The 24,933-nt window shown below is 72.6% G+C and carries 17 protein-coding genes; 7 read left to right on the top strand and 10 right to left on the bottom strand.

The features are described 5' to 3' along the window. Positions 1–20: 20 nt before the first annotated feature. The gene (locus JK361_RS31600) at positions 21–1,091 is read right to left on the bottom strand and encodes a Rieske 2Fe-2S domain-containing protein (RefSeq protein WP_201824842.1); all 1,071 of its coding nucleotides are present in this window, start codon (positions 1,089–1,091) and stop codon (positions 21–23) included. Positions 1,092–1,134: 43 nt separating this feature from the next. Continuing rightward, positions 1,135–2,871: an AfsR/SARP family transcriptional regulator gene (locus JK361_RS31595; RefSeq protein WP_201824840.1), complete on the bottom strand. Its 1,737-nt coding sequence runs from the start codon at positions 2,869–2,871 to the stop codon at positions 1,135–1,137. A gap of 572 nt (positions 2,872–3,443) precedes the next feature. On the opposite strand from JK361_RS31595, the gene JK361_RS31590 reads away from it, so the two are divergent. From JK361_RS31590 to JK361_RS31565, 7 genes are all read left to right on the top strand, one after another. Continuing rightward, a complete protein-coding gene (locus JK361_RS31590; protein ID WP_201824838.1) occupies positions 3,444–4,847 on the top strand; it encodes a cytochrome P450 in 1,404 nt (467 codons plus the stop codon). A 437-nt stretch (positions 4,848–5,284) separates the two neighbouring features. Next, a complete protein-coding gene (locus tag JK361_RS31585; protein ID WP_201824836.1) occupies positions 5,285–12,817 on the top strand; it encodes a type I polyketide synthase in 7,533 nt (2,510 codons plus the stop codon). A gap of 195 nt (positions 12,818–13,012) precedes the next feature. Next, entirely contained in the window at positions 13,013–13,975 is a 963-nt protein-coding gene (locus tag JK361_RS31580) for a hypothetical protein (RefSeq protein ID WP_201824834.1), read from the top strand. Between the two features lie 303 nt (positions 13,976–14,278). Then, entirely contained in the window at positions 14,279–14,407 is a 129-nt protein-coding gene (locus JK361_RS42225) for a hypothetical protein (RefSeq protein WP_262418492.1), read from the top strand. Further along, on the top strand, positions 14,404–15,855 hold the full coding sequence (locus tag JK361_RS31575; RefSeq protein WP_201824832.1) for an MFS transporter: 1,452 nt from the start codon (positions 14,404–14,406) through the stop codon (positions 15,853–15,855). The genes JK361_RS42225 and JK361_RS31575 overlap by 4 nt, the downstream gene beginning before the upstream one ends. 303 nt (positions 15,856–16,158) lie before the next feature. Then, complete coding sequence (locus tag JK361_RS31570) at positions 16,159–16,566, top strand: DUF6153 family protein (protein WP_201824830.1); 408 nt, start codon at positions 16,159–16,161, stop codon at positions 16,564–16,566. A 78-nt stretch (positions 16,567–16,644) separates the two neighbouring features. Next, positions 16,645–17,268 (top strand): DUF305 domain-containing protein, encoded by a 624-nt coding sequence (locus JK361_RS31565; RefSeq protein ID WP_201824829.1) that lies wholly within the window; start codon positions 16,645–16,647, stop codon positions 17,266–17,268. A gap of 53 nt (positions 17,269–17,321) precedes the next feature. Here the strand turns inward: JK361_RS31565 and rocD are convergent, their stop codons facing one another. The 8 genes from rocD to JK361_RS31525 form a co-directional block, all read right to left on the bottom strand. Beyond that, entirely contained in the window at positions 17,322–18,539 is a 1,218-nt protein-coding gene (rocD, locus tag JK361_RS31560) for an ornithine--oxo-acid transaminase (protein ID WP_201824827.1), read from the bottom strand. Continuing rightward, on the bottom strand, positions 18,539–19,348 hold the full coding sequence (ddaH, locus tag JK361_RS31555) for a dimethylargininase (protein ID WP_201824825.1): 810 nt from the start codon (positions 19,346–19,348) through the stop codon (positions 18,539–18,541). The genes rocD and ddaH overlap by 1 nt, the downstream gene beginning before the upstream one ends. 155 nt (positions 19,349–19,503) lie before the next feature. Then, a complete protein-coding gene (locus JK361_RS31550; RefSeq protein WP_201824823.1) occupies positions 19,504–19,986 on the bottom strand; it encodes an Lrp/AsnC family transcriptional regulator in 483 nt (160 codons plus the stop codon). 37 nt (positions 19,987–20,023) lie between these two features. After that, positions 20,024–20,191, bottom strand: a complete 168-nt coding sequence (locus JK361_RS31545; protein WP_201824821.1) for a hypothetical protein — start codon at positions 20,189–20,191, stop codon at positions 20,024–20,026. Between the two features lie 113 nt (positions 20,192–20,304). Continuing rightward, positions 20,305–21,255, bottom strand: a complete 951-nt coding sequence (locus JK361_RS31540; RefSeq protein ID WP_201824819.1) for a cytochrome c oxidase assembly protein — start codon at positions 21,253–21,255, stop codon at positions 20,305–20,307. Positions 21,256–21,437: 182 nt separating this feature from the next. Then, positions 21,438–22,463: a 6-phosphofructokinase gene (locus JK361_RS31535; protein WP_201824817.1), complete on the bottom strand. Its 1,026-nt coding sequence runs from the start codon at positions 22,461–22,463 to the stop codon at positions 21,438–21,440. A gap of 372 nt (positions 22,464–22,835) precedes the next feature. After that, positions 22,836–23,564 (bottom strand): type 1 glutamine amidotransferase, encoded by a 729-nt coding sequence (locus JK361_RS31530; RefSeq protein WP_201824815.1) that lies wholly within the window; start codon positions 23,562–23,564, stop codon positions 22,836–22,838. A 21-nt stretch (positions 23,565–23,585) separates the two neighbouring features. Further along, a complete protein-coding gene (locus JK361_RS31525; protein ID WP_201824813.1) occupies positions 23,586–24,824 on the bottom strand; it encodes a Mur ligase family protein in 1,239 nt (412 codons plus the stop codon). Positions 24,825–24,933: the final 109 nt, after the last annotated feature.

Below are 24,933 nucleotides of genomic sequence, written 5' to 3'. Positions count from 1 at the left end.
GGGCCCGGGTCGGCCGCCGGTCAGGTCCGGTCGGCCGGTGCCTCCAGGGGGTAGAACTGCCCCACCCAGCCGCGGTACTGGCCGATCGCGCCCTCCTCGGAGGTGAGCGCGGGGTCCGGCAGGTACCGCTTCCGGTTCCAGATCCGGGCGTCCTGGACCATGTGGTGGACCACGGTCCGCATGAGCGCCTGCCCCGCCACGGCGGACAGCGACATGGCGGCGGCCTTCCGGAGCAGGGGGGAGTCCGGGCGCGAGGCGGCGTCCGTCATGATGACCACCCGCAGCTGCGTCCGCCACGGCCCGACCGGGGTCGCCGTGACCACCACCCCCAGCGTCATGCCGATCTGGTGGAGCGTCACCTCGCCTGATGCCAGCCCGAGTCCGGACAGAGCGAGGCCCTGCTCCACCCGGATGGTCCCCAGGCCGACGGAGAGCCTGATGGCCGCGCCGAAGGCGATGCGCAGCAGCGGCCCGTCCTCCAGCGGCGGCTTCACCTCACGGAGCGCGACGTTGTGCACGACCGCCTGGTGCTCGTAGTCGACGAAGCTCTCCATGACCTCCTGCGGGTGCGAGGTCAGGACCGTGCTCCAGGTGGCGGCGGGCGCGAACCGGTCGTCGGGCAGCTCCGAAGGCTCCCAGGAGGGCGGCACGGCGTCGTGGCCGTGCCAGACGTAGACGACCCTGCCCCGCTCGCGCACGGGGTACTGGCCCAGCGCCGCCCGGGGCGGGGCGCCGCCCGGCGCCCTGACGCAGGACCCCTCGACGTCGAAGGCGAACCGGTGGAACGGGCACACCAGGTGCTCGCCGTCCACCGCCCCGCCGGCGCCCAGGTGGGCGCCCAGGTGGGGGCAGTGGGCGTCCACGACCCGCAGGACGCCGCCCCTGGTGCGGTAGAGGACGACGTCGCGCCCCATGAAGCGCCGGTTCACCACCGCGCCGGCCGGCACCTCGCGGGACAGCGCCAGGCAGAACCAGCCCGACGGGTACGGCAGCGGCGCCCGATCCTCGGCTCCCACGGCGAGGTCGGCCCGTGACGGACCGGCTCCCGGCCACAGGAGATCCCACAGCCCGGCCAGCGATGGCCTGTCCAAGTCTTCCTCCTCGTTCCTCTGCTCACGGCCGCCACCCGGGCGGTCAGTCCTCTTCCTCCCGCGCCTTCTCGGCTGCGTAGGCGCCCACCAGGTCGTCGAAGCGGTACCGCCCGGGGGCGTACTCCCGGATCAGGTGCGCGTAGGCGAGCCCGGTGAGGGCCTGCGTCGCCGCCAGGGCCGGCACCTCGGCCAGCCGGCCCGCCTCGGCGGCGGTGGTCTCGCGCACGCGGTGCGCGCCGAGGACGCGGAACATGCGTGCTTGGGCGCAGGTCAGGCGCCGGTAGGACCACGAGAAGGCCGCCCGGATGTCGCCCGAGGCCCGGCCGCCGCGCAGCACGTCCAGCCGGTTCTGCTCGCTGCGCAGTTCGTCGGCCAGGTGGCGCAGCGGGACCGTGGGCCTGCCGACCGCTCGGGTGGCCGCTATCACCAGCGCCAGGGGCAGCCGCCCGCACGCCTCGGTCACCTCGGCGAGGGCGGCGCTGTCGACGGCGAGGTCGTCGGCGGCCAGCCGGCTCGCGAGCAGGGCGGTCGCCTCGGCCCGGGAGGGCAGGTCCAGGGTGGTCAGCCGGGCGCCGTGCGAGGTCACCAGGCCGGTGAGCTTGCGGCGGCTGGTGATGATGACCATGCACTGCGGGCCGGCCGGGATCAGTGGCTGCACCTGCGCGCTGTCGTACGCGTTGTCGATCAGGATGAGCATCCGCCGCTGCGCGAGGGTGGTCCGGTACAGGTTGGCGTAGGCGGCCGGGCACATCGTGTCCGGCTCCGGCAGCCGGATCAGCGGGGCGAGGACGGACCGGATCGCCTGCTGGGTGTCGACCGGGTCGGTCGGGCCGAAGGCACCCAGGTCGATGTACAGCTGCCCGTCGGGGAAGCGGTCCGCGATCCGGTGGGCGAGGTGGAGGGCGAAGGCCGTCTTGCCGATCCCCGGGGGGCCGCACAGCACCGAGACCACCGGGGAGGAGCCGACCGGCGACATTCCGTCCGCCACCTCGGTGAGCATCCTGAGTTCGGCCTCGCGCCCGATGAAGTTCCGCGGCTCGGCCGGGAGTTGGTGGGGGACACCGACCAGCGGCCGGGGGACCTCGGGCCGCTGCGGGCGCGGCTCGCGCGCGGTGTCGGCGTGGATCCGCTGGGGCGGGACGGGCAGGGTCAGGGCCTGCAGCGGGTCGTCCGCCAGGATGAGCTGCTGCAGGTGCTGCAGCGGGCCCCCGGGGTCGATGCCGTAGTCCTCGACGAGGAGCCGGCGCGCCCGGGTGAAGGTGTCCAGCGCCTCCGCCCGCCTGCCGCACCGGTACAGGGCGAGGATGAGCTGCTCCCACCGGCGCTCCCGCAGCGGCTGCGCGGTGGTGAGCGACATCAGGAACGGCAGCAGTTCGTGGTGCTGACCGAGGGCCAGCCGGGCGTCCACCAGCGACTCCTGGACGGCGTGGCGGTGTTCGAGCAGTTCCGAGATGACCGGCTGCATGATCGGCGTGGCCGGGATGTCGGCCAGCGGCGGGTCGCCCCAGGTGTCCAGGGCGCGCTGGAACAGCCGGGCCGCGGCGTCGACGTCGCCCAGCAGCTGGGCCGTCCGCGCCTGCTGGGCCAGGCCCCGGAAGCGGTGCAGGTCCAGCACGTCGCCCTCGTGCAGGGCGAGGCCGTAGCCGTCGCGGCCGGTCTGCAGCCGGCCCTTGATCGGCGTCGCCTTGCGCAGGCCGTAGAGGTTGCTCCGGAGCGCGCCGCCCGGATCGCTGGGCAGGTCGGCTCCCCACAACGCGTCGACGAGATATTCCTTGCTCACCCGTCGTTCGCTATTCAGTAAGAGGATGCACAGCGTGCTCCGCTGGCGGGGCCTCATAATTGCCAAGGGGTCGCCGCTCGCAGAACGCACCGTAGCCGACCCAAGGATTGCGAACTGCACTTAAGCCCCCGTTTGAGTAGCAGTTCTCGTCAACCGGAACCCATGAAGCACACAGGTTCCGGACGCACGATGCTATTGAATCATAATTCATATGGGGGCCGTCAAGGCCCGTCGGCGGTTTCCGTCGGGAGTGTCCGGGTCATGTTTGGAGTTCCGTTTGTGATCTTTGGCTGGCAATCGTCACCAAGGGGTCCGGATCCGGCGCCCTGCCGGTGATCCCGGAGTGCCTTCCGGGCGTGGACGATTGGCCGGCTCGGGTCGGTGAAAGTGGGGTCTACCAGCGGGATCACGCTTCGATCACGCTCGAGTCACGCCCCCGTCGCGATCATGTTGATAGTCTGGGCTATCGCGAAATGCGCTCATTTGTGTCGCATCGGTAAAACACTCGATCAGTTTATCGGCCCGTTTTTCAAATAGGCCGAAATGGCACTTGACGCACCTGGGAGGGGCACATGCGCAACTCGCTTGCAGGCAAGAGGTCCACCGCGGATCCCGGTGAGGACATTCCCGTAGCGCCCGGCGGCCTCCCCGTCGTGGGCCACGCGGTGAAGGCCCTGCGCGACCCACGGGGATTCCTGCGCTCGCTGCCCGCGCACGGCGACGTCATGAGCATCAGCGTCGGCCCGCTCAAGGCGGTGATGGTCTGCGACCCGGAGCTGACCTCGCAGATCCTCCTCAACGACCGCATCTACGACAAGGGCGGCCTGCTGTTCGACCGGGCCAGGGAGGTGTTCGGCGACGGCCTGGTGACCTGCCCGCACTCCATGCACCGGCGGGAGCGCCGGCTGGTCCAGCCCGCGTTCCACCGCAACCGGCTCTCCGGCTACGCCCGGGTGATGACCGAGGGCACGAGCCTGATCACCGGCAAGTGGCGCCACGGTCAGATCCTGGACATGCCGGCGGAGATGCTCAGCCTGACGATGCACAACATGCTCAAGGCGATGCTCGGCGGGACGCTGCCCCCGCAGGACCTGCGCCGGCTGGTCAGCGACGCCATCGAGGTGCAGCACGCGACCTACCGGCAGACGTTCACGCCGGCCGTGCTGAACCGGATACCCACCCCGGGCAACCGGCGCTACCAGCGGGCCCTGGCCGGGCTCCACAACACCGTGACCGACATCATCGCCAAGGCCCAGGCCAACCCGGAGGACCACGGGGACCTGCTCTCGGCGCTCCTGGCGTCCCGCGACACCGGCGCCTCCGAGTGCCCGGTCGGCGGCCAGAGCGAGCGCCTGAGCAGCGCCGAACTCCGCAACGAGGTGCTGACCTTCCTGGTGGCGGGTTCGGAGACGACGGCGATCACGCTGTCCTGGGCGCTGTACCTGATCGCCCTTCACCCGGACATCCAGCGGCGGCTGTTCGCCGAGGTCGACCGCGTCCTGGAGGGCAAGCCGGTCTCCATGGACCACCTGCCCGACCTGAAGCTCGCCGACCAGATCATCACCGAGGCGCTGCGGCTGTACCCGCCGGCCGGAATGATCTGGACCCGGATCGTCACGGCGGACACCCGCCTGGGCGACTACGACATCCCGGCCGGCACGACCATCGCGTACAGCCCCTACGCGATGCACCGCCTGCCGCACTACTACCCGAACCCCGACGCCTTCGACCCCGACCGCTGGGACGCCGAGAAGCGGCACTCGACCCCGCGCAACAACGCCTTCCTCACCTTCGGCGGCGGCGCGCGCAAGTGCATCGGCGACCAGTTCGCCGTCGTCGAGGCCGTGCTGGCGCTGGCGGACATCGCCTCCCGCTGGCGGCTGGAGACGATGCCCGGCCAGGGGCACCCGCCCATCACCCCCTCGATGGGGCCGCGTCACCTCAAGATGCGACTGACCGCCAGGGCGGCCGCATAAGCGCACGGAACACGGCGCGAGCGCACGGACGAGTCCGGGTCGGCGAGGCTGTTCCCGCCGCCCGGGACGACCGGTGGGCCGCTCGCGCGGGTCGCCCGTGCCCTGGAGTGGTGAAGCCTCCAGGGCTCCGGGGCGCACCCGTCGATCTCCGGCAAAGCGGTGGCGTTCCCACGGTGTGACGCGGCGCGAGCCCGCAGGACACCGTGCGGTGGACCGCGCCCCGCCGAAGCCGGTCTTCTCCACTCCCTACCGGACACAGGTCCCCGAACGGGGACCGGTGCGAGTTATTCGAGAACCACGAGCAGCCGCGTGGACGGCCACAGGATCCCCTGTCCGGAAACGCGAGCGGTCACGCATATGAAAACGCAAGCGGTAACGCGTGTGGAAAAAATATGTGAAAGGCAGGCGCAGTAATGGTCAGTCAGGAACGAGACGGCATGAGCGGTGCCAGGACTGCCGAGGGCACGGGGGAGCCTGTCGCGGTGATCGGGGTGGGCCTGCGCCTCCCGGGGGGTATCACCACCCTGGGCGGGCTGTGGGCGGCCCTGGCCGGCGGCGAGGACCTCGTCACGTCGGTACCCGGTGACCGGTTCAGCACCGACGATTTCGTGATCGACGGCGGCGGGGTGCGGCCGGGGAAGGCATACACCGGCGCGGCCGGGATCTTCGGGGACGTCTGGGGGTTCGACCCGGAGTACTTCGGCATCTCGCCGAAGGAGGCCGCCCAGATCGACCCGCAGCAGCGGTTGCTGCTGGAGTGCGCGGTGGAGGCCTTCGACGACGGCGGCGTCGACCCGCGGCTGCTGGCGGGTTCGGACGTGGCGGTCGTGATGGGCCTGACCGTCCAGGACTACTGGGGCCTGCTGCTGCGCCGCCCCGGGGTGATGAACTCGTTCGCCCCCACCGGAACCGGGGCGTTCAGCGCGGCGAACCGCCTGTCCTACCTGTTCGACTTCCACGGGCCGTCCCACACGGTCGACACGGCCTGCTCCTCCTCCCTGACGGCCCTTCACCTGGCGGCCGAGACGGTCCGCTCGGGCCGTTGCGACGTCGCGCTGGCCGGTGGCGTGAACCTGGTGCTCGGCCCCGGCGGGCACGTCATCTCCAGCCAGGCGTCGATGCTCTCCCCGACGGGGCGCTGCCACTCGTTCTCGCAGGACGGCGACGGCTTCGTCAGGTCCGAGGGCGCGGGCGTCGTGCTGCTGAAGACCCTGAGCCGCGCCCTGGCCGACGGCGACCGGGTGCACGCGGTGATCAGGTCGTCGGTGGTCAACGCCGACGGCCGGACCCTCGGGATGTCCATGCCGGGCGCGGACGCGCAGGCGGCGATGCTGGAGCGCGCGTACGCCGAGGCCGGGGTGACCGCCGACCAGGTGTCGTACGTGGAGGCCCACGGGACCGGCACGGCCGCGGGCGACCCGGCGGAGTGCGAGGCCCTGGGACGGGTGCTGGGCCGACGGCGCAACGGGAAGCCGCTGCCGATCGGTTCGGTGAAGTCGAACCTGGGACACCTGGAGGCCGCGGCCGGTATGGCGGGCCTGTTCAAGGCCCTGCTGGTGCTGCGCGAGCAGCGGGTGCCCGCGACCCTGCACGCGCAGCCGCTGAACCGGTCGATCGACTTCGGCGGACTGGGGCTCGACCCGGTGACGGCGATGCAGCCGCTGGACGGCGGCCCCGGCGTGCGGCGCATCGCCGGCGTGAACTCGTTCGGCATCGGCGGCGCGAACGCGCACGTGGTGCTGGAGCTGCTGGACACGCAGCCGGCCCCGGGCGCCGACGCGGGCGCGTCCGCCCCGGCGGGCGCGGCCGTGCCGGTGGTGGTAACCGGCCGCACCGAGGCGGCGCTGCGCGAGTCGGCGCTGGCGATGGCCGACCACCTGGAGACCATCGACGACTCCGCCCTGGCGGACGTCGGGTACACCACCGTGCGGCGGCGCGCGCGCCGCGAGCTGAGCGCCGCCGTGCTGGCCACCAGCGGCGCGGCGGCCGCGCAGGCGCTGCGGGAGCTGGCGGAGAAGGGCGCGTCGGACGAGGCGGCCTCGGCCGTCAGCACCTCCCGCGGACGCGTCGGGTTCGTCTTCAGCGGCAACGGCACCCAGTGGCCGCGGATGGGCGCGGAGTTGCTGGGGCACGACGCCGCCTTCACCGCCGAGGTCCAGGCCGTCAGCCGCGAACTGGAGCCGCTGCTCGGCTGGTCGGTCGAGGCCGAGATGGCCACGCCCGACAACGCCCGCTGGGCGCTGACCGAGGTGGCGCAGCCGATGCTGTTCGCGCTGCAGGCCGGCCTGGTCATGTCGCTGCGCGAGCGGGGCGTGCTCCCGCACGCGGTCTGCGGCCACAGCGTCGGCGAGGTCGCGGCCGCCTACTGCGCCGGCGTGCTCGACCGCTCCCAGGCGTGCCGCGTGATCGCGCACCGCAGCCTCTCGCAGGCGCCCACCTTCGGGACCGGGCGGATGGCGGCCGTGGCGCTGTCGCCCGCGCAGGCCCAGCGCCTGCTCGACGAGACGGGGTCGGCCGACCGCGTGGTGGTCGCGGCCGTGAACTCCCGCAACGACGTCACCCTGGCCGGCGACAGCGAGACGCTGGAGGCCCTCGAGGACCGCTGCGTCGCCGACAGCGTGTCCTTCCGGTTCCTGCGCCTGGACTACCCCTTCCACAGCCCGGCCATGGACGCGGTCCGCGGCCCGCTGAAGGAGGGCCTGGGCGAGCTCGCGGCCGGTCCGGGCGAGATCCCGCTGATCTCCACCGTCACCGGCCGCGCGGTCGCGGACCAGGAGATGGACGCCGACTACTGGTGGCGCAACGTGCGCGAGCCGGTCCAGTTCGCCGGTGCGGTCGCGGCGCTGGTCGGCGAGGAGCACGGCTGCGACGTCCTGGTCGAGGTCGGCCCCCACCCGGCGCTCAGCGGCTACGTGCGCCGCATCGCCATCGACGAGGGCGCTTCGGTGGAGGTCGCGTCGACGCTGACCCGGATCAGCGCCGGCCCGCAGGCCCTGGGCGGCACCGTGCTGCGCGCGGTCGCGGCCGGGGCGCAGCTGGACTGGGACCGGTTCTTCCCCCGGGGCGGTCGCGTCGTCGACGTGCCGGCCTACGCGTGGCAGCGCCAGCGCTTCCAGCTGGGCGACCCCTCGTGGTGGTCCGACCACGAGATCGCGCCGGCGCCGCAGCCGCCCGCGGCCAACCCGCTGCTCGGCCGGCGCCTGCTCGCGGGCGACCCGACCTGGGGCCGGGAACAGAGCGCGGCCTGGATCGGTGACCACAAGGTCGGCGAGGCCGTCGTCATGCCCGGCACGGGCTTCCTCGACATGGCGCTGTCGGCGGCCCGCGAGGTGCACGGCGGCCCCGTCGAACTGCTCGACATAGCCATCGCCCGGTCGCTGGTCCTGCCCAGCGAGCCCGGCGCGGCCCCGGTGCGCACCACCACCACCGTCCGCCCCGACGGGACCTTCGTCGTCGCCGGGCACACCGGGCACGACATCGAGGCCGTCCAGCACGTGACCGGGCGCTGGCGCGGCCTGGCCGACGGCCGGCCCGCTCCGCTGGACCTGGCCGCCCTCGCCGGGCGGATCAGCGAGAGCGTCGACATGTCCGACCACTACGAGGCCTGCACCGCGGTCTCGCTGCACTACGGGCCGGCCTTCCAGACGCTGGAGACGCTGGCCGTCCAGGACAGCGAAGGCCTGGCGCGGCTGCACACGGACCGGTTCGCCGAAAGCGAGCACCAGGCCCGCGTGGTCCTGCTCGACGGCTGCCTCCAGGCGATGCTGCCGCTGTCCGCCCGCGCTGTCACCGGCTCCGCGCAGCCCTACGTCCCGCACCTGCCGGTGTCGATGGGCAGCGTCCGCGTCTGGGGCCCGCTGCCCGCCACCGTCGTGGCGCACATGCGGCTGACGGCCGTGGTCGAGACCGGCCTCATGTGCGACATCACCGTCTGCGACACCGACGGGAAGGTCCTGCTCGACCTGGTGGACGTGTACGCGCGGCGGATCGAGAACACCGGTTCGCCCGCGCCCCGGGTCTACAACGAGGTGCTCAGGGCCCGCCCGCGGATGACCGCGCTGTCCGGCACCCCCAGCCCGCTGCCCGCGCCCGCCCGGGTCATCGAGGACTGCGCCCCGGTCGTCACCCGGCTGGACGAGGCGTTCCGGGAGGCCGGCTACAGCGGCCACATGGAGCGGTCCCGGCAGCTGAGCGCGCAGTTCATGGCGGCCGCGGTGGACCGCATCCTGGAGTCCGCGGTGGCACGGGGCGCGATCGAGCCCGTCGGCCCGGCCGGCGAGCGGGCCTTCACCATGGACGACCTGAGGAGCGCGGGCGTCCGGGAGAGCCTGTGCAAGATGGTCGAGACGATGCTGGCGATCGCGGTCCGGTACGGGCTGGTGACCGCTCGTCCGGAGGGCGGCTGGCAGCAGAGCGGCACCCCGGTTCCCGAGAAGCTCCTGGAGGGCTGGCTCGCCGAGTTCCCCGAGCTGATCGTGATGTGGCAGGCCGCCGCCTGGGTCGGCCGCAGCCTGCCCAGCGTCCTCACCGGTGAGGCGGAGGGCCTGGAGGTCCTGTTCGGCGAGTCCGGTCCGATCGCCGCGCAGGTCTACAACCACGACCCGGGGCTCACCTACCTGTCGGACGCCGCAGTGGCGTACCTCAGCACCGCCCTGGCCGACTGGCCGGCCGACCGGCCGCTGCGGATCCTCGAGATCGGCGCCGGCACCGGCGGCTTCACCGCCCGGATCCTGCCCCACCTGCCGGCCGACCGCACGCACTACGTCTACACCGACGTCTCCTCGGCGTTCTTCCCCAAGGCCGAGGCCCGCTTCGCCGCCTTCAACTTCCTGGAGTACCGCGCGCTCGACCTGGGCGTCGACCCGCTCGACCAGGGGTTCGTGGCGGGCTCCTTCGACCTCGTCATCGCGAGCAACGCCCTGCACACGACCACCGACATCACCCGGGGCATGCGCCACGCGGCCACGCTGCTGGACGACAACGGCCAACTCGTCGCCCTCGAGATGCACAGCAACGCCTACGTGGCGACCCTGTTCGGCATCCTGGACTCCTTCTGGGACTCCACCGACACCGAACTGCGGCCGGCCGGCGCGGCGCTGACCCGCGATCAGTGGGCCCCGGTGCTGGAGCAGGCGGGCTTCTCCACCAGCGCGTTCCTGAGCGCGCAGCCGGACGTGGAGGGCGTCCCCGCCTCGGTGATCGCGGCGGTGCGCGCCACGGGCGCCGAACCCGCCGGCGACCCGTGGGCGCAGGAGGCGGACGCCGCGACCTCCCCGTGCCTGCTGATCACCGAGAACGGGAACGGCTCGGCCGAGGGCCTGGGCGCCCTCGTGGCAGCCGCCCTGACCGCCACGGGAGCCCGTGAGGTGGCGGTCTCGGCCTTCCAGCCGCAGACGGACTGGGCGGCCCTGCTGCCGGCCGCCGGGCCGGTCGACGTCGTGCTGATCGCCGACGACACCGAGCCGGCGACGGCCGAGCAGATCACCGCGCGGGTCGCCCGGGCCTGTGCGGAGCTGAGCGCCCTGGCCGGTGCCTGCGCCCAGGCCGGCGGTGACCTCCAGCCCACCCTGTGGCTGGTCGCGTCGACGACCGCCGACAGCCTGGACGCCCCGATGACGCACACCGGTGCGGCCCTGTGGGGTGCCACCCGCAGCCTGGCCAACGAGCAGCCGCTGGTGACGGTCCGCAGGATCCGCGTCGTCGGCGGGACCGCGGGGTCGGCGGAGCAGGCGGCCGGCCACGTGGCGTACGAGATCACCCACCCCGACGACGAGGACGAGTGCGTGATCACCGCGCACGGCCGGTTCGCCGTGCGGGTGCAGGCGGTCCCGGAGACCCGGCGGACCCGTGCCCACGGCAGCACCGCGCAGTTCGCGCTGACCGTGCACGGCGAGGCGGGCGCCCCGCCCCGGCTGGTCTGGCAGGACAGCGGCATCCCCGCCCCCGGGCCGGGGGAGATCACCGTGCGGGTGCAGGCCGCGGCCCTCAACGGCAGGGACGCCCTCTTCACCACCGGGCGCCTGCTCCCGCCGCGCGGCGCGCGTCCGGGCGACGTCCACCTCGGCTGCGAGGGCGCGGGCGTGGTGACCGCCGTCGCGGACGACGTCACCGGCGTCGTCCCGGGCGACCGGGTCGCCGGGATCACGGCCGGCGGCTGGCTGGCCTCGCACATCAACCTGCGCGCCGACCGGGTGGTGAAGCTGCCCGAGCAGGTCACCTCCGTCGCGGCGGCGTCCCTGCTCACCGCCCAGCTCACCACGCACCATGTCCTGGGCCACCTGGCCGACCTGGGACCGGAGGACAGCGTCCTGATCCTGGGCGGGTCCGACGCGACCGGGCTGGCGGCCATCGACTTCGCCCGGCGCGCCGGGAGCCGCGTCATCGTCGGCGCCGCAACGCCGGCGCTGCGCGCGCTGCTGAGCCTGCCGGGGATCGACCACGTGGTGGACTCGGGTGCCCCCGGCTTCGCCGAGGAGGTCCGCCAGGTCACCGGGGGCGGCGTCGACGTCATCCTCAACCTCGGCGCCATCACGCCGGACCTGCGCCAGCGCGCGCTGGACCTGCTGACGCCGGGTGGGCACTTCTTCGACGTGGCGCCGGCCCCGGCGCCGCTGCAGATGCCGTCCCTGGAGCGCGGCGCCACCGTGCACGCCGTCGACGTGGTCAGCTGGTTCGAGCAGCCCTCCGCCAGGGTGGACCGCTGCCTACAGGACCTGCAGAAGATGATCGACAGCGGCGAGTGCGGCACGGTGCCCCACACGGTCTACTCCGCGGACCGGATCCACGAGGCCATGGACGGCGTCCTGGCCGGCCAGGGGGCCGGCAAGACGGTCATCCAGCTCGAGGACGGCGTCCCGCTGGACCGCGCCGCCGACACCCCGGTGCTGGACGCCACGGCGACCTACCTCGTCGCCGGCGGTCTCGACGGCTTCGGCGCCGAGACCGCCCGGCACCTGGTCCGCCGGGGAGCGCGCCACCTCACGCTCGTCAGCCGGCGCGGCACCGCGGACAACGAGAACGCCGCCGCCCTGGTCACCAGCCTGAACGCCCAGGGCGTCCAGGTGGAGGCGCGCGCCGTCGACGTCTCCGACCCGGAGACCGTCGACCAGCTGTTCCGCGACATCGACGCGGGCGGACGCCGGCTCGCCGGGGTGATCCACGCCGCCATGGTCCTCGACGACGGCGAGATCACCGACCTGTCCGCCGAGCGGTACCTCACCGTCCTCAACCCCAAGCTCACCGGAGCGCTCCTGCTCGACGCCCACGCCCGCAAGCTGGACCTCGACTTCTTCGTCATGTACTCGTCCTTCGCCGCGCTGCTGGGCAACCGGCGGCAGGCCTCCTACGCCGCGGCCAGCCTCGCGCTGGAGAACATCGCGCACCAGCGCCGGCACGACGGCCTGCCCGCCACCGTCCTGCAGTTCGGTGCCATCTCCGACGTCGGCTACGTGCTCCGCACCGGGATCACCTCGGTGATGAGCGACTACGGCATCCTGCCCATGACCTCGGCCCAGGCCCTGGACCGGCTCGACATGCTGCTCCACGACCCGGACACCACGGTCTCCGCGGTGGTCGCCGAGTCCCGGGGCCGGGAGCAGGCGCTGATGGCCTTCCTCCCGGCGGTCACCGCGCCGCGCACCGCGATGCTGGTGCACACGGCGGACGCCGGCGACGACGACAGCCTGCTGCCGCGCCTGCGGGCCGCCGCCAGCGCCGAGGAGGCCCGCCCGATCCTGCTGGAGGCCCTCACCGCCTGGCTGGCCTCCGGTCTCCACACCACGCCGGAGCGCGTCGACGTCGGCCGCCGCATCGACCAGCTCGGCGCCGACTCCCTGACCGCCACCGAACTCATCGGCCACATCCGCCGCCACACCGGTTGCGCGATCCCGGCCCCCGAGGTGATGACCGCCTCGCTGACCGGCATCGCCACCACCGTCCTCAACCACCTCCGCCCCGACAGCCAGTCCTGACGACCCCGTGCCGGGGTGCGGCCGAACCGGCCGCACCCCGGCACGGGCCGCGGGACCGGCAGCGCGACCGCATACCAGTCATCCAGGAATCGGATCCGGCAGCCGGGCGGGCCGGATCCGTTTTCCGGATCACCCGACGGGAGCCGCCCACGCTCCCAGTGACTACGAACGGGCAGATATCCCGGGAGAAGACAGATGCCGCTCACCACAGCCCTCGCCTTTCCGCCGTTCAGCAACCCCTATCCGCCGGGGATCCTGCGCACGCTCGCCCACACGAACGCGAGCGTGGCCGACGCCCTGGAACTGACCGACCAGAAACTCGCGGAACTGGGCCATCCGCCCGTCACGGACCGACTCACCGCCGGGGACTTTGGCTCGGCTCCCAGCCTGGAGACGGAATACGTCCACAACCTGGTGGCGGCGACGCTCGTCCCGTACTCCGTGTACGCGTCGCTCGAGCTGAAGGTCCAGCCGTCCATCATTCTCGGCCACGGCGCGGGCTTCAACGTCGGCAGCGTGATCACGGACCTCATGACGATGGCGGAGACGATCGACGTCCTGCTCGGGGGCTTCGTCGAGGCCAAGCGGATGTCGCTGCGGGGCGGGATGCTCGCCCTCGCCGTCGACCAGCAGACCGCTCGGGCGATGTGCCGGCAGGTCTCGGAGAAGGGCCTGTACGTCGGCATGATCAACGCTCCGAACCAGACGGTGGTCTGCGGCTGGTTCGACGACCTGGACCTGCTGCAGAGCCACGCGGAGCGCAACGGCGTCTCCTGCCGGCGCCTCGACGCCCTGCTCCCCATCCACACCCCGCTGTTCCGGCCGGCGGCCCTCCAGGCGATCGCGCGCCAGGAGGAGCGCACCGTGGACCCCGTGCTGCCCCCGCTGTACTTCACGACCGAGTGCCGGCCGATCGTCGAGACCGACACGGTCAGGAGGGCGTCACTCGCCATCTGGACCAAGCCCGCGAACCTGATCGAGTCCGTGACGGACCTTCAGGAGAACTTCGGCATCAACCACTTCATCGAGATCAACACCACCCCGACCCTCGCTCCGATGATCATCCAGAACGCGCTCCCGGGCACCCGGGTCGACGGCCCGCCCACCGGCATCACGGACGCCGCGGACGTGCTCCCGTTCCTGAACGGCGCCTACTGACCCCGATCGCGCGCATGACGGCCCGTCAGCCCGGCTGGCGGGCCGTTCCCGCGTCCCTCGCGTACGATCGGTCGGGGGACCGCTCGTGCCGGGCGAACGGAGCGGTGGCCGTCGGCTCGGATGTGCGCCCTCCCGGGGGACTTGGGCACCGGTCCGGCGCGGTGCGTGTGAACCGCCTCGCCAGGGCGACCGCCGCCCCCCCCCAACAGGCTGGTGGACCAGGGAAGTTGATAGGCTCTGGCTATCAAGATCAGCCCGATCAGGTATTGGACGACGCCTTGCTCGGGCCCTACGGTCCTGAGCATGACCACCCACCCCGCATTAACGGCGCTGCCGCGTCCGGCTTCCCGGCAGGTGACGGTGCCCACCCGGGCCCGCGCCGACGCGCAGCCCCTCCTCGCCGGCCGCAGCACCACCGGGGCCGGCCGATGAGCACTCCCCGGGAGCAGTCCGAGCCGCGGATGCTGGTCCCCTCCCTGGTGTTCGTCGCTCTGGTCGTGGCGGCGGTCGCCAGCCTCGGGGCGCCGCTCATCACCACCGTGGCCACCACGTTCCACGTCTCGCTCAACAGCGCGCAGTGGACGCTGACCATCGCTCTGCTGGCCGGCGCGCTCTCCACGCCGATCCTCGGCCGGCTCGGCGCCGGCCCGCACCGGCGCGTCACGATCCTCGGCACGCTGGCGGTCGCCGTCGTGGGAAGTGCCCTCACCGTGCTGCCGCTGCCGTTCGCCTGGCTGCTGGTCGGCCGGGCCGGGCAGGGGATCGGGCTCGGTCTGACGGCGCTGATGATGGGCGTGGCCCGCGACCACCTCCCCGAGGAGCGCAGCGCGGCCACCATCTCCCTGGTCTCGGTGGTCTCCATCATCGGGGTCGGCGCCGGCTACCCCCTCGCCGGCCTGCTCACCGAGGTGGGCGGGGTGCGCGCCGCCTACGGCCTCGGCCTGTTCGTCACCACCATCGCCTTCCTGGCCGCCTGGCGCTTCATCCCCGAGGCCCCCGCGGGCCGCTCCGCCCACGTGGACACGGTGGGCGCGCTCCTCCTGGCGGGTGGACTGTTCCTCGTCCTGTACCTGGCCGGCGAGCGGAGCCTGTGGAGCCACGACCTCGGCGTGGCGGTGGTGCTGGCCGTCGTCGCCGCGGTCCTGCTCGCCGTCTGGACCGTCACCGGGCTGCGCGGCAAGGCGCCGCTGATCGACCTCAAGGCACTGCGGCACCCGGCGGTCGCCGGGGCGAACCTCGCCATGTTCGTCGGCGCGATCGGCATGTACATCCTGCTCACGCTGATCACCCGATACGCGCAGACGCCGCACAGCGCCGGCTACGGCTTCGGGCTCACCACCTTCGTCGCCGGGCTGGTCCTGGTCCCGTTCTCCGTGCTGGGGTTCGTCGGCGGCAAGCTCACGCCCCCGATGCTCAAGCGGATCGACGCCCCGTTCCTGCTGGCCGGCAGCGCCGTCATCATCGTCGGCGGGTTCGTCCTCTTCGCCACGGCCCGGTCGAACCTGGTCGAACTGCTGCTGGCGATGAGCGTGCTGGGCTTCGGCGTCGGCAGTTTCTCGGCCGCCATGCCCGGCGTCATCCTGGCCGTTACGCCCAAGAGCGAGACGTCCAGTGCGATGAGCTTCAACTACATCACGCGCAGCGTGGGGTACTCGCTGGGCAGTGCCGTCGGCGGCCTGGTCCTGTCCGCCGGCACCGACACCGGCCGGATCTTCCCGAACGACAGCGCCTACACCACGGCGGCCCTGGTCGGCATCGTCGCGATGGCGATCGCCACGATCGCCAGCCTGGTCCTGGCCCGCAAGCGCTCGCCGCAGGGCGAGCCGGCCGTCGCGCCGGCCACCGCCCATGACCCGAGCCCGAGCCGGTCGAGCCAGTGACCCGCCCGCCGGACGGCACCGCTGCGGCGCCGTCCGGATCCTGACCGAGAACCCGAAGGTGCCTTCCGCGCCGGGCCGGCGAGGCTTTCCCGAGCCCCCGTCAGCCCTGCGGGAGGGCACCTTCGCGCGTGCCGGCCGGCGGCCCCGCAAAAGCGGTTGGGCACGGTCCCGGTCGCCCCACCATGACGGGCGACTGCACGGCGGCCACCGGCCCGGGAGGGATCCCGGCTGCGGAGGACGTCCGCCGGGGCGCGTCGCGGGCCTCAGGACGTCCGCCGCCACCCGCCCCGTACGATGGCCCCGATGCACAGCACGGGACAGCACCTTCGGCGACCGCTCCGGCGGTACCGCGCGCTGTCCGTACTGGCGGTACTGGTCGGGCTGTTGGGCATGCACGCCCTCGCGCCCGGCGGCGGGGCGGCGCACGCGGCGCACACGGAGCACGCCCGTACCGGGCACGGCACGGTCGCGCTCGGCACGATGGACGACTGCCCCGGCGGGGACGGCCACTGCGGCGGCGGCCGGTTGCACCACGCCGATCCGACCTGTGCGTCCGGCGCCGTGAACGACGGTCCGCAGCTGCCCGCGCCCAGCCCCGCCTTGTCGGGTGCCGCCGTGCCGCAGGCCGTGCAGCGCCCGTGCGCGGACGCGGCACCGGACGGCGCCCGCGCACCACCGTCCCTGGCGGAACTCCAGCTCCTGCGGATCTAGAGGCACCTACGGCCCGGCACCCCCCGCGGCCGTCCCACGCGTGCCCGAAATCCCCCCAGAACAGCAGGAGTTCCCACCATGACCACCACCCGTACCCTGACGCGCCGTGCCGGCCTCGCCGCGGTCGCCGTGACCAGTGCCCTCGTCCTGGCCGCCTGCGGCGACGGCGGCGGCAGCGGCCACACCGGCCACCGTTCCGCCGCCGGCTCCTCCGCCACCCCGGGCTCGTCGGCCGGCGCGCACAACGCCCAGGACGTCGCCTTCGCGCAGGGCATGGTCCCGCACCACCGGCAGGCACTGGAGATGGCCCGACTCGCCGCCGGCCGGGCCTCCTCCGCGCAGGTGAAGGACCTCGCCGCCCGGATCGAGAAGGCGCAGGACCCGGAGATCCGCACCATGACCGGCTGGCTGACGGCATGGGGCGAGCAGGTGCCCATGGCCGGCATGGACCACTCGGGCCACTCCGGGATGTCCGGGATGATGAGCGACGCCGACATGACCGCCCTGAAGAAGGCCACCGGCAAGGACTTCGACACCCGGTTCCTGTCGCTGATGGTCCGCCACCACCAGGGCGCCGTCGAGATGGCCGCCACCGAGAAGGACAAGGGCCGCAGCGGCGCGGCCAAGGCCGTGGCGGACGACATCGTCACCGCGCAGAACGCCGAGATCAAGGAGATGAGGCAGCTCCTCGGCACGAGCTGACGGCACGGCGGGCGGGGGCCGGGTACCGCCACCGGCCCCCGCCCGCCCGTTCCTCAGGCCAGCACCTTCTCCAGGGCCGCCAGCGCCGACCGCAGCTCCTCCGCCGTGATGGTCAGCGGCGGCGCCAGCCGGATCGTCGAGCCGTGGGTGTCCTTGACCAGGACCCCCTCGCGCATGAGGCGCTCGCTGATCGCGCGGCCGGTGCCGAGGGCCGGGTCGACGTCCACACCGGCCCACAGCCCGCGCGCGCGGAAACCGGTCACGCCCCGGCCGACCAGCTCGCCCAGCCCGTCCCGCAGGATCACCCCCAGCTCGGCCGCCCGCCGCTGGTACTCACCGGTCTCCAGCAGCTCGACCACGGCCGTGCCGACCGCCGCGGCGAGCGGATTGCCGCCGAACGTCGAGCCGTGCTCACCCGGGTGCAGCACACCCAGCACCTCGCGCCGGGCCACCACCGCCGACACCGGCACGATGCCGCCGCCCAGCGCCTTGCCGAGCAGCAGCATGTCCGGGACGACGTCCTCGTGCTCGACGGCGAGGGTACGGCCCGTGCGGCCGAGGCCCGACTGGATCTCGTCGGCGATGAACAGGCAGCCCTTGCGGCGGGTCAGCTCCCGCACCCCGGCGAGATAGCCGTCGTCCGGGATGATCACACCGGCCTCGCCCTGGACGGGCTCGATCAGCACGGCCGCCGTCGTCTCGTCGACCGCCTCCTCCAGCGCGGCCAGGTCGTTGTACGGCACGACCCGGAAGCCGGGCGTGAAGGGACCGAACCCGGCCCGGGCCGTCTCGTCCGTGGAGAAGCTGACGATGGTGGTCGTACGGCCGTGGAAGTTCTCGGCCGCGACCACGATGGTCGCCCGGTCGGCCGGGACGCCCTTCACGTCGTAGGCCCACTTGCGGGCCACCTTGATGCCGCTCTCCACCGCCTCCGCGCCGGTGTTCATCGGCAGCACCATGTCGAGGCCGGTCAGTTCCGTCAGCCGCTCGGCGAACTCCGCGAGCCGGTCGTTGTGGAAGGCGCGGGAGGTCAGCGTCAGCTGGTCGAGCTGGCGGTGGGCGGCCTCGATCAGCGCCGGGTGGCGGTGCCCGAAGTTGAGGGCCGAGTACCCGGCCAGCATGTCGAGGTAGCGGTTGCCCTCGACGTCCTCCACCCAGGTGCCCTCGGCACGGGCCACGACGACGGGCAGCGGGTGGTAGTTGTGCGCGAGAACCGGCTCCTCCGCGCGGATCAGGTCGTCGGACGTACGGGTGCGCGCGGGTGCGGTCATCAGCGGATCTCCTGGGTGCAGCACTTGATGCCGCCGCCGGCCTTGTGGAACTCGGACAGGTCGACGGGGACGGGGACGTAGCCGTGGCCGGCGAGGCGCTCGGCCAGCGCCTCGGCCTGGGGCGCGATGAAGACGTGCCGGCCGTCGGAGACGGAGTTCAGGCCGAACGCCAGCGCGTCCTCGCGGGTGGCGAGCACCGCGTCCGGATACAGGCGCTGGAGGGCCTCCTGGCTGCCCGGCGAGAACGCCTCCGGGAAGTAGCAGATGTTGTCGTCGTCGAGGACGAACAGCGCCGTGTCCAGGTGGTAGAAGTACGGGTCCACCAGCGTCAGGCCGATCACCGGGTGGCCGAGGAACTCCTGCGCCTCCCGGTGCGCCTCACGGGTGGTGCGAAACCCGGTGCCGGCGAGCACGTACCGGCCCGTCCACACCAGGTCGCCCTCGCCCTCGGTCACCGACTCGGGGCGGTACACGTCGTAACCCGCCGCCTTGAACCAGGTGTCGTAGTGGTCGGACTCCGGGCGTCGCTCCGGGGCGTGGAAGAGGGAGCCGAAGACCCGGCCGCCGACGACGAACGCCGCGTTGGCGGCGAACACCATGTCCGGCAGGCCGGCCACCGGCTCGACGGTGTCGACCGTGTGGCCATGGGCCCGGTAGGCGCGCATCAGCGCCTGCCACTGGTCCTGGGCCAGGTCGACGTCGACCGGCCGGTCGGGTTGCATCCAGGGGTTGATCGCGTACTGGACGGCGAAATGTCTGGGTTCGCAGACGAGAAAACGCCGGGAACGCGGCACACGACGTTCGGACACAGAGGGTCTCCTCCGGTTTCCTGTGTGTCACTGAGGGGTGACACCACGGTAGGAAGGGAGGCAGACGCGCGACAAGCGAGAAGAGCTGCGTAGATGCGCAGCATCGCTGCGTTGTCGCCGGGAGGCGCGCACGACTCCTGCGCGTCTCCGGGGGATCAGGGGGCCGCGTGGGTGGCGCCCGCTTCCGGGCTTTCCGGGAGCAGGTGGGACAGAACCATCACGCTGATCGTCTTCCGGATGAACGGCTCGGCGCGGATCCGCTCCAGCACCTCCTCGAAGTGCTCCACGTCCCGGGCCCGCACATGCAGCAGCGCGTCGGCGCCGCCGGTCACCGTCATGGCCGCCGCGATCTCCGGATGGTTGCGGACCACCTCCGCCAGACGCCGGGGCGGGGCCGCGCCCTCGCAGTACACCTCGACGTACGCCTCCGTGCGCCAGCCGAGCGCCGAGGGCCGCACCGTCGCCGTGAACCCGGTGATCACCCCCGTCTCCCGCAGCCGGTCCACGCGCCGCTTGACCGCCGTGGCCGACAGCCCGATCGCCGCGCCGATCTCGGCGAAGCTGGTCCGGGCGTTCGCCATGAGCGCGGTGATGATCCGGCGGTCCAGCTCGTCGAACGAGGGCGTCCTGCTGTTCATGCGGGCACTGTAGCCAGCCCCGGGCGCGCGCCGCGGCTCACGGCTGGGTGAGGACCAGCGCGAGTGTCAGCAGCCCCAGCACCACCCAGCCGAACCACAGCCAGCCGTTGCTGCCGAGCGCGACCGTGTAGGCGGTCACGACGACCAGCCCGCCGACCGTGAGTGCACCCATCGTCTTGGTGGAACCGTTCGTGGAACCGGGCATCGCGACACCCTCCTCATGGTCCGTCCACGACCATGGTGCCCCGTTTCCGGCCCGGACGGGATACGGCTGCGGGCCGGAACCGACACGGCTCCGGCCCGCGGGGGCGCGGCGGCTCAGCCCTCGCGCGTGTTCAGCGAGGCCAGATAGGCGTTGTAGGCCTCCAGCTCCTTGTCGCCGTCCCGGTCGGCGGCCCGGTCCTTGCGCTTGGCCTGCCGCTGCTCGGAGCCGTACCACTGGAACAGCAGCGCGATCAGCACCAGCACCGACGGGATCTCGCTGAACGCCCAGGCGATGCCGCCGGCCGCGTTCTGGTCGGAGAGCGCGTCGATGCCGAGAGAGGCGGGCGGGTGCTCGAAGGTGCCCACCATCGGTGTCGTCGCCATCATCAGCGCGATACCGAAGAACGCGTGGAACGGCATGCCCGCGAACAGCTCCAGCATCCGCATCAGATGGCCCGGCCGGTGCGGACCGGGGTCGACGCCGATGATCGGCCAGAAGAACACGACACCGACCGCGAGGAAGTGCACCATCATCGCGAGGTGCCCGGCCCTGGAGCCCATCAGGAAGTCGAACAGCGGCGTGAAGTAGAGGGCGTACAGGCTCGCGATGAACAGCGGGATGGTGAACGCCGGGTGGGTGACGATCCGCATGTACCGGCTGTGCAGCAGCATCAGCAGCAGCTCGCGGGGACCCTTGTGGCCCCGCCCGGAGGCCGGCAGCGCGCGCAGCGCCAGCGTGACCGGGGCGCCGAGCAGGATCAGGATCGGCGACAGCATGCTGATCACCATGTGCTGCACCATGTGCACGCTGAACATGACCATGCCGTAGTCGTTCAGCCTGGTGCACATCACCAGCGCGATGGTGAGCACCCCGACGACGTAGAGAACGGTGCGGCTCACCGGCCAGGTGTCGCCGCGCCGCCGCAGTCGCAGCACGCCCCAGCCGTACAGGGCCAGGCCTGCCAGGCAGGCGATGAGGAAGAACGGGTCGGCCGACCACTCAAGCCCTCGCGCCAGCGTGAACGGCGGCAGATCCGTGGTCATGCCGTGCCCGCTGTGATCCATCCGCCGGCTCCTGTTTCATGGGGGTTGTGCGACTTGTCCGCCCCCAAGAGTAGAACCGCCCCCGGGCACTCCTTCGACGGGGGTCGGCCGGGGCGCGCCCCGCAAGGGGGCGCGGGGGACTGCGCGACCAGCCACAAGTCACCCGCACCCGGCGGAGACAGGCACCTCCTGCGGCGAACCTCCTACAGCACGCACTCCGCCTCGTCGTACCGCTCCTGCGGCACCGTCTTCAGCGTCTCCACGGCCTTCGCCAGCGACACCATCACGATGTCCGTCCCGCGCAGGGCCGTCATCATGCCGAACTCGCCCCGGTGCACGGCCTCCACCGCGTGCCACCCGAAGCGGGTCGCCAGCACCCGGTCGTACGCGGTCGGCGTGCCGCCCCGCTGCACGTGCCCGAGGATCACCGGCCGCGCCTCCTTGCCGAGCCGCTGCTCCAGCTCGATCGACAGCTGCCGGGCGATGCCCGCGAAGCGCTCGTGGCCGTAGACGTCCTTGCCGCCCTCGTCGAACTCCATGGAGCCGGGGCGCGGCTTGGCCCCTTCGGCGGCGACGACGATCGCGAACCGCTTGCCCGCCTCGAACCGCTCGCCGACCACCGCGGTCAGCTCGTCGATGTCGAAGGGCCGCTCGGGCACGACGATCGCGTGCGCACCGGCGGCCATGCCCGAGTGCAGGGCGATCCAGCCGGTATGACGGCCCATGACCTCGACGACCAGCACCCGCTGGTGCGACTCGGCGGTGGTCTTGAGCCGGTCCAGGGCCTCGGTCGCCACGCCCACGGCCGTGTCGAAGCCGAAGGTGACGTCCGTGACAGCGATGTCGTTGTCGATGGTCTTCGGCACACCGACGACGGGCAGACCGTTGTCCGACATCAGCCGGGCCGCCTTCAGCGTGCCCTCACCGCCGATGGGGATGATGGCGTCGAGCCCGAGTTCCGCCACATGGCCCTTGGCCCGCTCCACACCGTCGCGCAGGTGGGACGGCTGGACGCGGGAGGAGCCGAGGATGGTGCCGCCGCGGGCGAGGATGCCGCCCACCGCGTCGAGGTCGAGCTTCATGTAGTCGCATTCCAGGAGGCCCTTCCAGCCGTCCCGGAAGCCGATGACCTCGTCGCCGTGGTCGGCGACGGCACGGTGCACGACGGACCGGATGACGGCGTTCAGGCCGGGGCAGTCGCCGCCGGACGTGAGGACACCAATGCGCATAGCCCGGATTACCTTCTCAACGTGGGCCGGTCAGACCGGACCACGTTGTCCGGCGGATTCCCGGCCACCCTACCGGCGTGAGGGGGTGGCTCCGTAGCGGGCGTCCGCCTGCTGGACGCGCCCGCACATGTGAGCGGACGGGCCGTCAGTCGGGCCCGCCGGGAAGCCGCCGGACCGCGCGTGAACCTCGTCGGAAAGAGGGGCGCGCAGGCTGCCGTGCAGACCTTCTCCAGCCGCATGGCAAGGCTGCCGTGCAGACCTTCTCCAGCCGATTGCGAAGGCTGCCGGACAGCCCTTCTCGGTCGGTCGTCGGGCTGCCGACAGCCTTTCCGGCACCGGTCGGACGGGCTGCCGGACAGCCCTCCCAGCGGGTTACGCGGGCTGCTGCGCCGCCGAGATGCGCTCGTTGCGCAGCGCCTCGTACCAGCGGTCGTCGGTCGGCGGCAGCGCGTTGACGTCGAGCGCCAGCTTCAGCAGCAGATCGGCGATCAGCGGGTTGCGGGCGAGGACGGGCCCGTGCATGTACGTACCGAAGACGGTCCCGTTGTACGCGCCCTCCGTGCCGTCCCCGGTGCCGTTGCCCTTGCCGATCTGCACGCGGGCGAAGGGGCGGGCGGTGGGGCCGAGATGGGTGACGCCCTGGTGGTTCTCGAAGCCGGTCAGCTGGGGCAGGCCGAGCTGCGGGTCGATGTCCCCGAGGACGTCGCCGACGCACCGCTCGCCCTCGCCGCGCACCGAGACCACGTCGAGCAGGCCGAGGCCCGGCTCGCGCTGGCCGAGGTCGTTGATGAACTCGTGGCCGAGGATCTGGTAGCCGGCGCAGACGGAGAAGACGATCGCGCCGTTCTCCACCGCGCGCTGAAGGTGCCCGTCGCGGCGCAGCCGTTCGGCCGCGAGCCGCTGCGGACGGTCCTCGCCGCCGCCGATCAGGTAGATGTCGCCGGACGTCGGGATCGGCTGGTCGCTGCGCACGTCGAGCCGGGCCACGTCCAGGCCGCGCTGCCGGGCCCGCCGCTCCACGACGAGGGCGTTGCCCTGGTCGCCGTAGGTGCTCAGCAGGTCCGGGTAGATCCACACCAGCCGCAGTTGGTTGTCGCTCATGAGGTGATCGCCCTTCGAAGATCAGTTGCCGACGCGGCGGCGCAGGTCCTGGAACGCGGTGTAGTTCGCGATGACCTCGATCCGGCCCGGCGGGCACATCTGCACGGCCTGGTCGAGGTTGTCGCAGACCTGGAAGTGCTGGCCCGCGACCTCCAGACGGACGGCGAGGTCCAGCTTCCGGTCGCCGATCACGAAGATCGGGTGGCCGGTCAGCCGGGTGTAGTCGACGTCCCACAGCCAGGAGGTGTCGGTGCCGTCGGCTCCGCGCGCGTTCACGGAGAGGATCACCGGGGCGGGCGGCGGGTCGATCAGGGAGAACGTCTCCAGCCAGCCGGCCGGGTTCTTGGCCAGCAGCAGACGGAGGTCGCGGTTCTCGAACTGGACGACGTCGTACCGGCCGGCGACCGCCTGCACCTGGTACATCCGCTCCAGGGCGACCTGCGGCGGCACCCCGAAGACGGCGGCGACGGCCGCGGAGCTGGCCGCGTTCGCCTTGTTGGCGCGGCCCGGCAGCTGCAGGTGGATCGGCCAGGCGGACCCGTGCGGGTCGAGCACGTGGTCGCCGGAGAGCGCCCAGGTCGGCGTGGGCCGGCGGAAGCCGCACTCGCCGCAGAACCAGTCGTCGCCGGGGCGCTGCATGACGCCGCCGCACGACGGGCAGGACCAGGCGTCGTCCTTCCACATCTGCCCGGCCGCGACCCAGATCACATTCGGGGAGGAGGACGCGGCCCAGACCACCAGCGGGTCGTCGCAGTTGGCGACGACGACGGCCTTCGTGCCGGCCAGACCCTCGCGCCAGTTCTCGGCGAGCATCCGGGTCTCGGCGGCGCGGTCCAGCTGGTCGCGGGAGAGGTTCAGCAGGGCGATGCACTTGGGGTCGGTGTCCCGGGCCACTCCGGCCAGGTACTTCTCGTCGACCTCGATGACGCCGAACTTCGCCTCCGAGCCGCCCGCGAGCGCGGACGTGATGCCGGCCGGCATGTTGGCGCCGAGCGCGTTGGACACGACCGGGCCCGCGGCGCGCAGCGCCTCCGCGATGAGCCGGGTGGTCGTGGTCTTGCCGTTGGTGGCGGACACCAGGACGACGTCCAGGTTCTGGGCGAGCCGCCCGAGCAGATCGGGGTCGAGTCTGAGTGCGACCCGGCCACCGATCACCGACCCGCTGCCACGTCCCGCGGCGCGCGATGCCGCGGCGACCGCCTTGCCCGCGGTCACGGCCAGCTTGGCCCGCGGCGAGAGCGGGTCCGAGTTGCCTGCCATCAGTTCTCGATCCTCCTTGCGTACGCGCCGCGCCTGGGGCCATCCGGCAGCGTGGTGTGAACCTCAGCCTATCGAGATCCATTCGCACACCCGAATCCCGGTCCCTCGC

This window comes from Streptomyces musisoli, assembly GCF_016741855.1.
In the GTDB taxonomy this organism is placed as follows: domain Bacteria; phylum Actinomycetota; class Actinomycetes; order Streptomycetales; family Streptomycetaceae; genus Streptomyces; species Streptomyces musisoli.
This window is presented reverse-complemented; position numbering and strand designations above follow the sequence as displayed.

What these genes read in the sequence shown, in the direction of transcription:
- JK361_RS31590 (WP_201824838.1), top strand. Translation starts at nt 3,444, where the DNA reads ATGCGCAACTCGCTTGCAGGCAAGAGGTCCACCGCGGATCCCGGTGAG.
- JK361_RS31585 (WP_201824836.1), top strand. Translation starts at nt 5,285, where the DNA reads ATGAGCGGTGCCAGGACTGCCGAGGGCACGGGGGAGCCTGTCGCGGTG.
- JK361_RS31580 (WP_201824834.1), top strand. Translation starts at nt 13,013, where the DNA reads ATGCCGCTCACCACAGCCCTCGCCTTTCCGCCGTTCAGCAACCCCTAT.
- JK361_RS42225 (WP_262418492.1), top strand. Translation starts at nt 14,279, where the DNA reads ATGACCACCCACCCCGCATTAACGGCGCTGCCGCGTCCGGCTTCCCGG.
- JK361_RS31575 (WP_201824832.1), top strand. Translation starts at nt 14,404, where the DNA reads ATGAGCACTCCCCGGGAGCAGTCCGAGCCGCGGATGCTGGTCCCCTCC.
- JK361_RS31570 (WP_201824830.1), top strand. Translation starts at nt 16,159, where the DNA reads ATGCACAGCACGGGACAGCACCTTCGGCGACCGCTCCGGCGGTACCGC.
- JK361_RS31565 (WP_201824829.1), top strand. Translation starts at nt 16,645, where the DNA reads ATGACCACCACCCGTACCCTGACGCGCCGTGCCGGCCTCGCCGCGGTC.
- rocD (WP_201824827.1), bottom strand. Translation starts at nt 18,539, where the DNA reads ATGACCGCACCCGCGCGCACCCGTACGTCCGACGACCTGATCCGCGCG.
- JK361_RS31550 (WP_201824823.1), bottom strand. Translation starts at nt 19,986, where the DNA reads ATGAACAGCAGGACGCCCTCGTTCGACGAGCTGGACCGCCGGATCATC.
- JK361_RS31545 (WP_201824821.1), bottom strand. Translation starts at nt 20,191, where the DNA reads ATGCCCGGTTCCACGAACGGTTCCACCAAGACGATGGGTGCACTCACG.
- JK361_RS31540 (WP_201824819.1), bottom strand. Translation starts at nt 21,255, where the DNA reads ATGGATCACAGCGGGCACGGCATGACCACGGATCTGCCGCCGTTCACG.
- JK361_RS31535 (WP_201824817.1), bottom strand. Translation starts at nt 22,463, where the DNA reads ATGCGCATTGGTGTCCTCACGTCCGGCGGCGACTGCCCCGGCCTGAAC.
- JK361_RS31530 (WP_201824815.1), bottom strand. Translation starts at nt 23,564, where the DNA reads ATGAGCGACAACCAACTGCGGCTGGTGTGGATCTACCCGGACCTGCTG.
- JK361_RS31525 (WP_201824813.1), bottom strand. Translation starts at nt 24,824, where the DNA reads ATGGCAGGCAACTCGGACCCGCTCTCGCCGCGGGCCAAGCTGGCCGTG.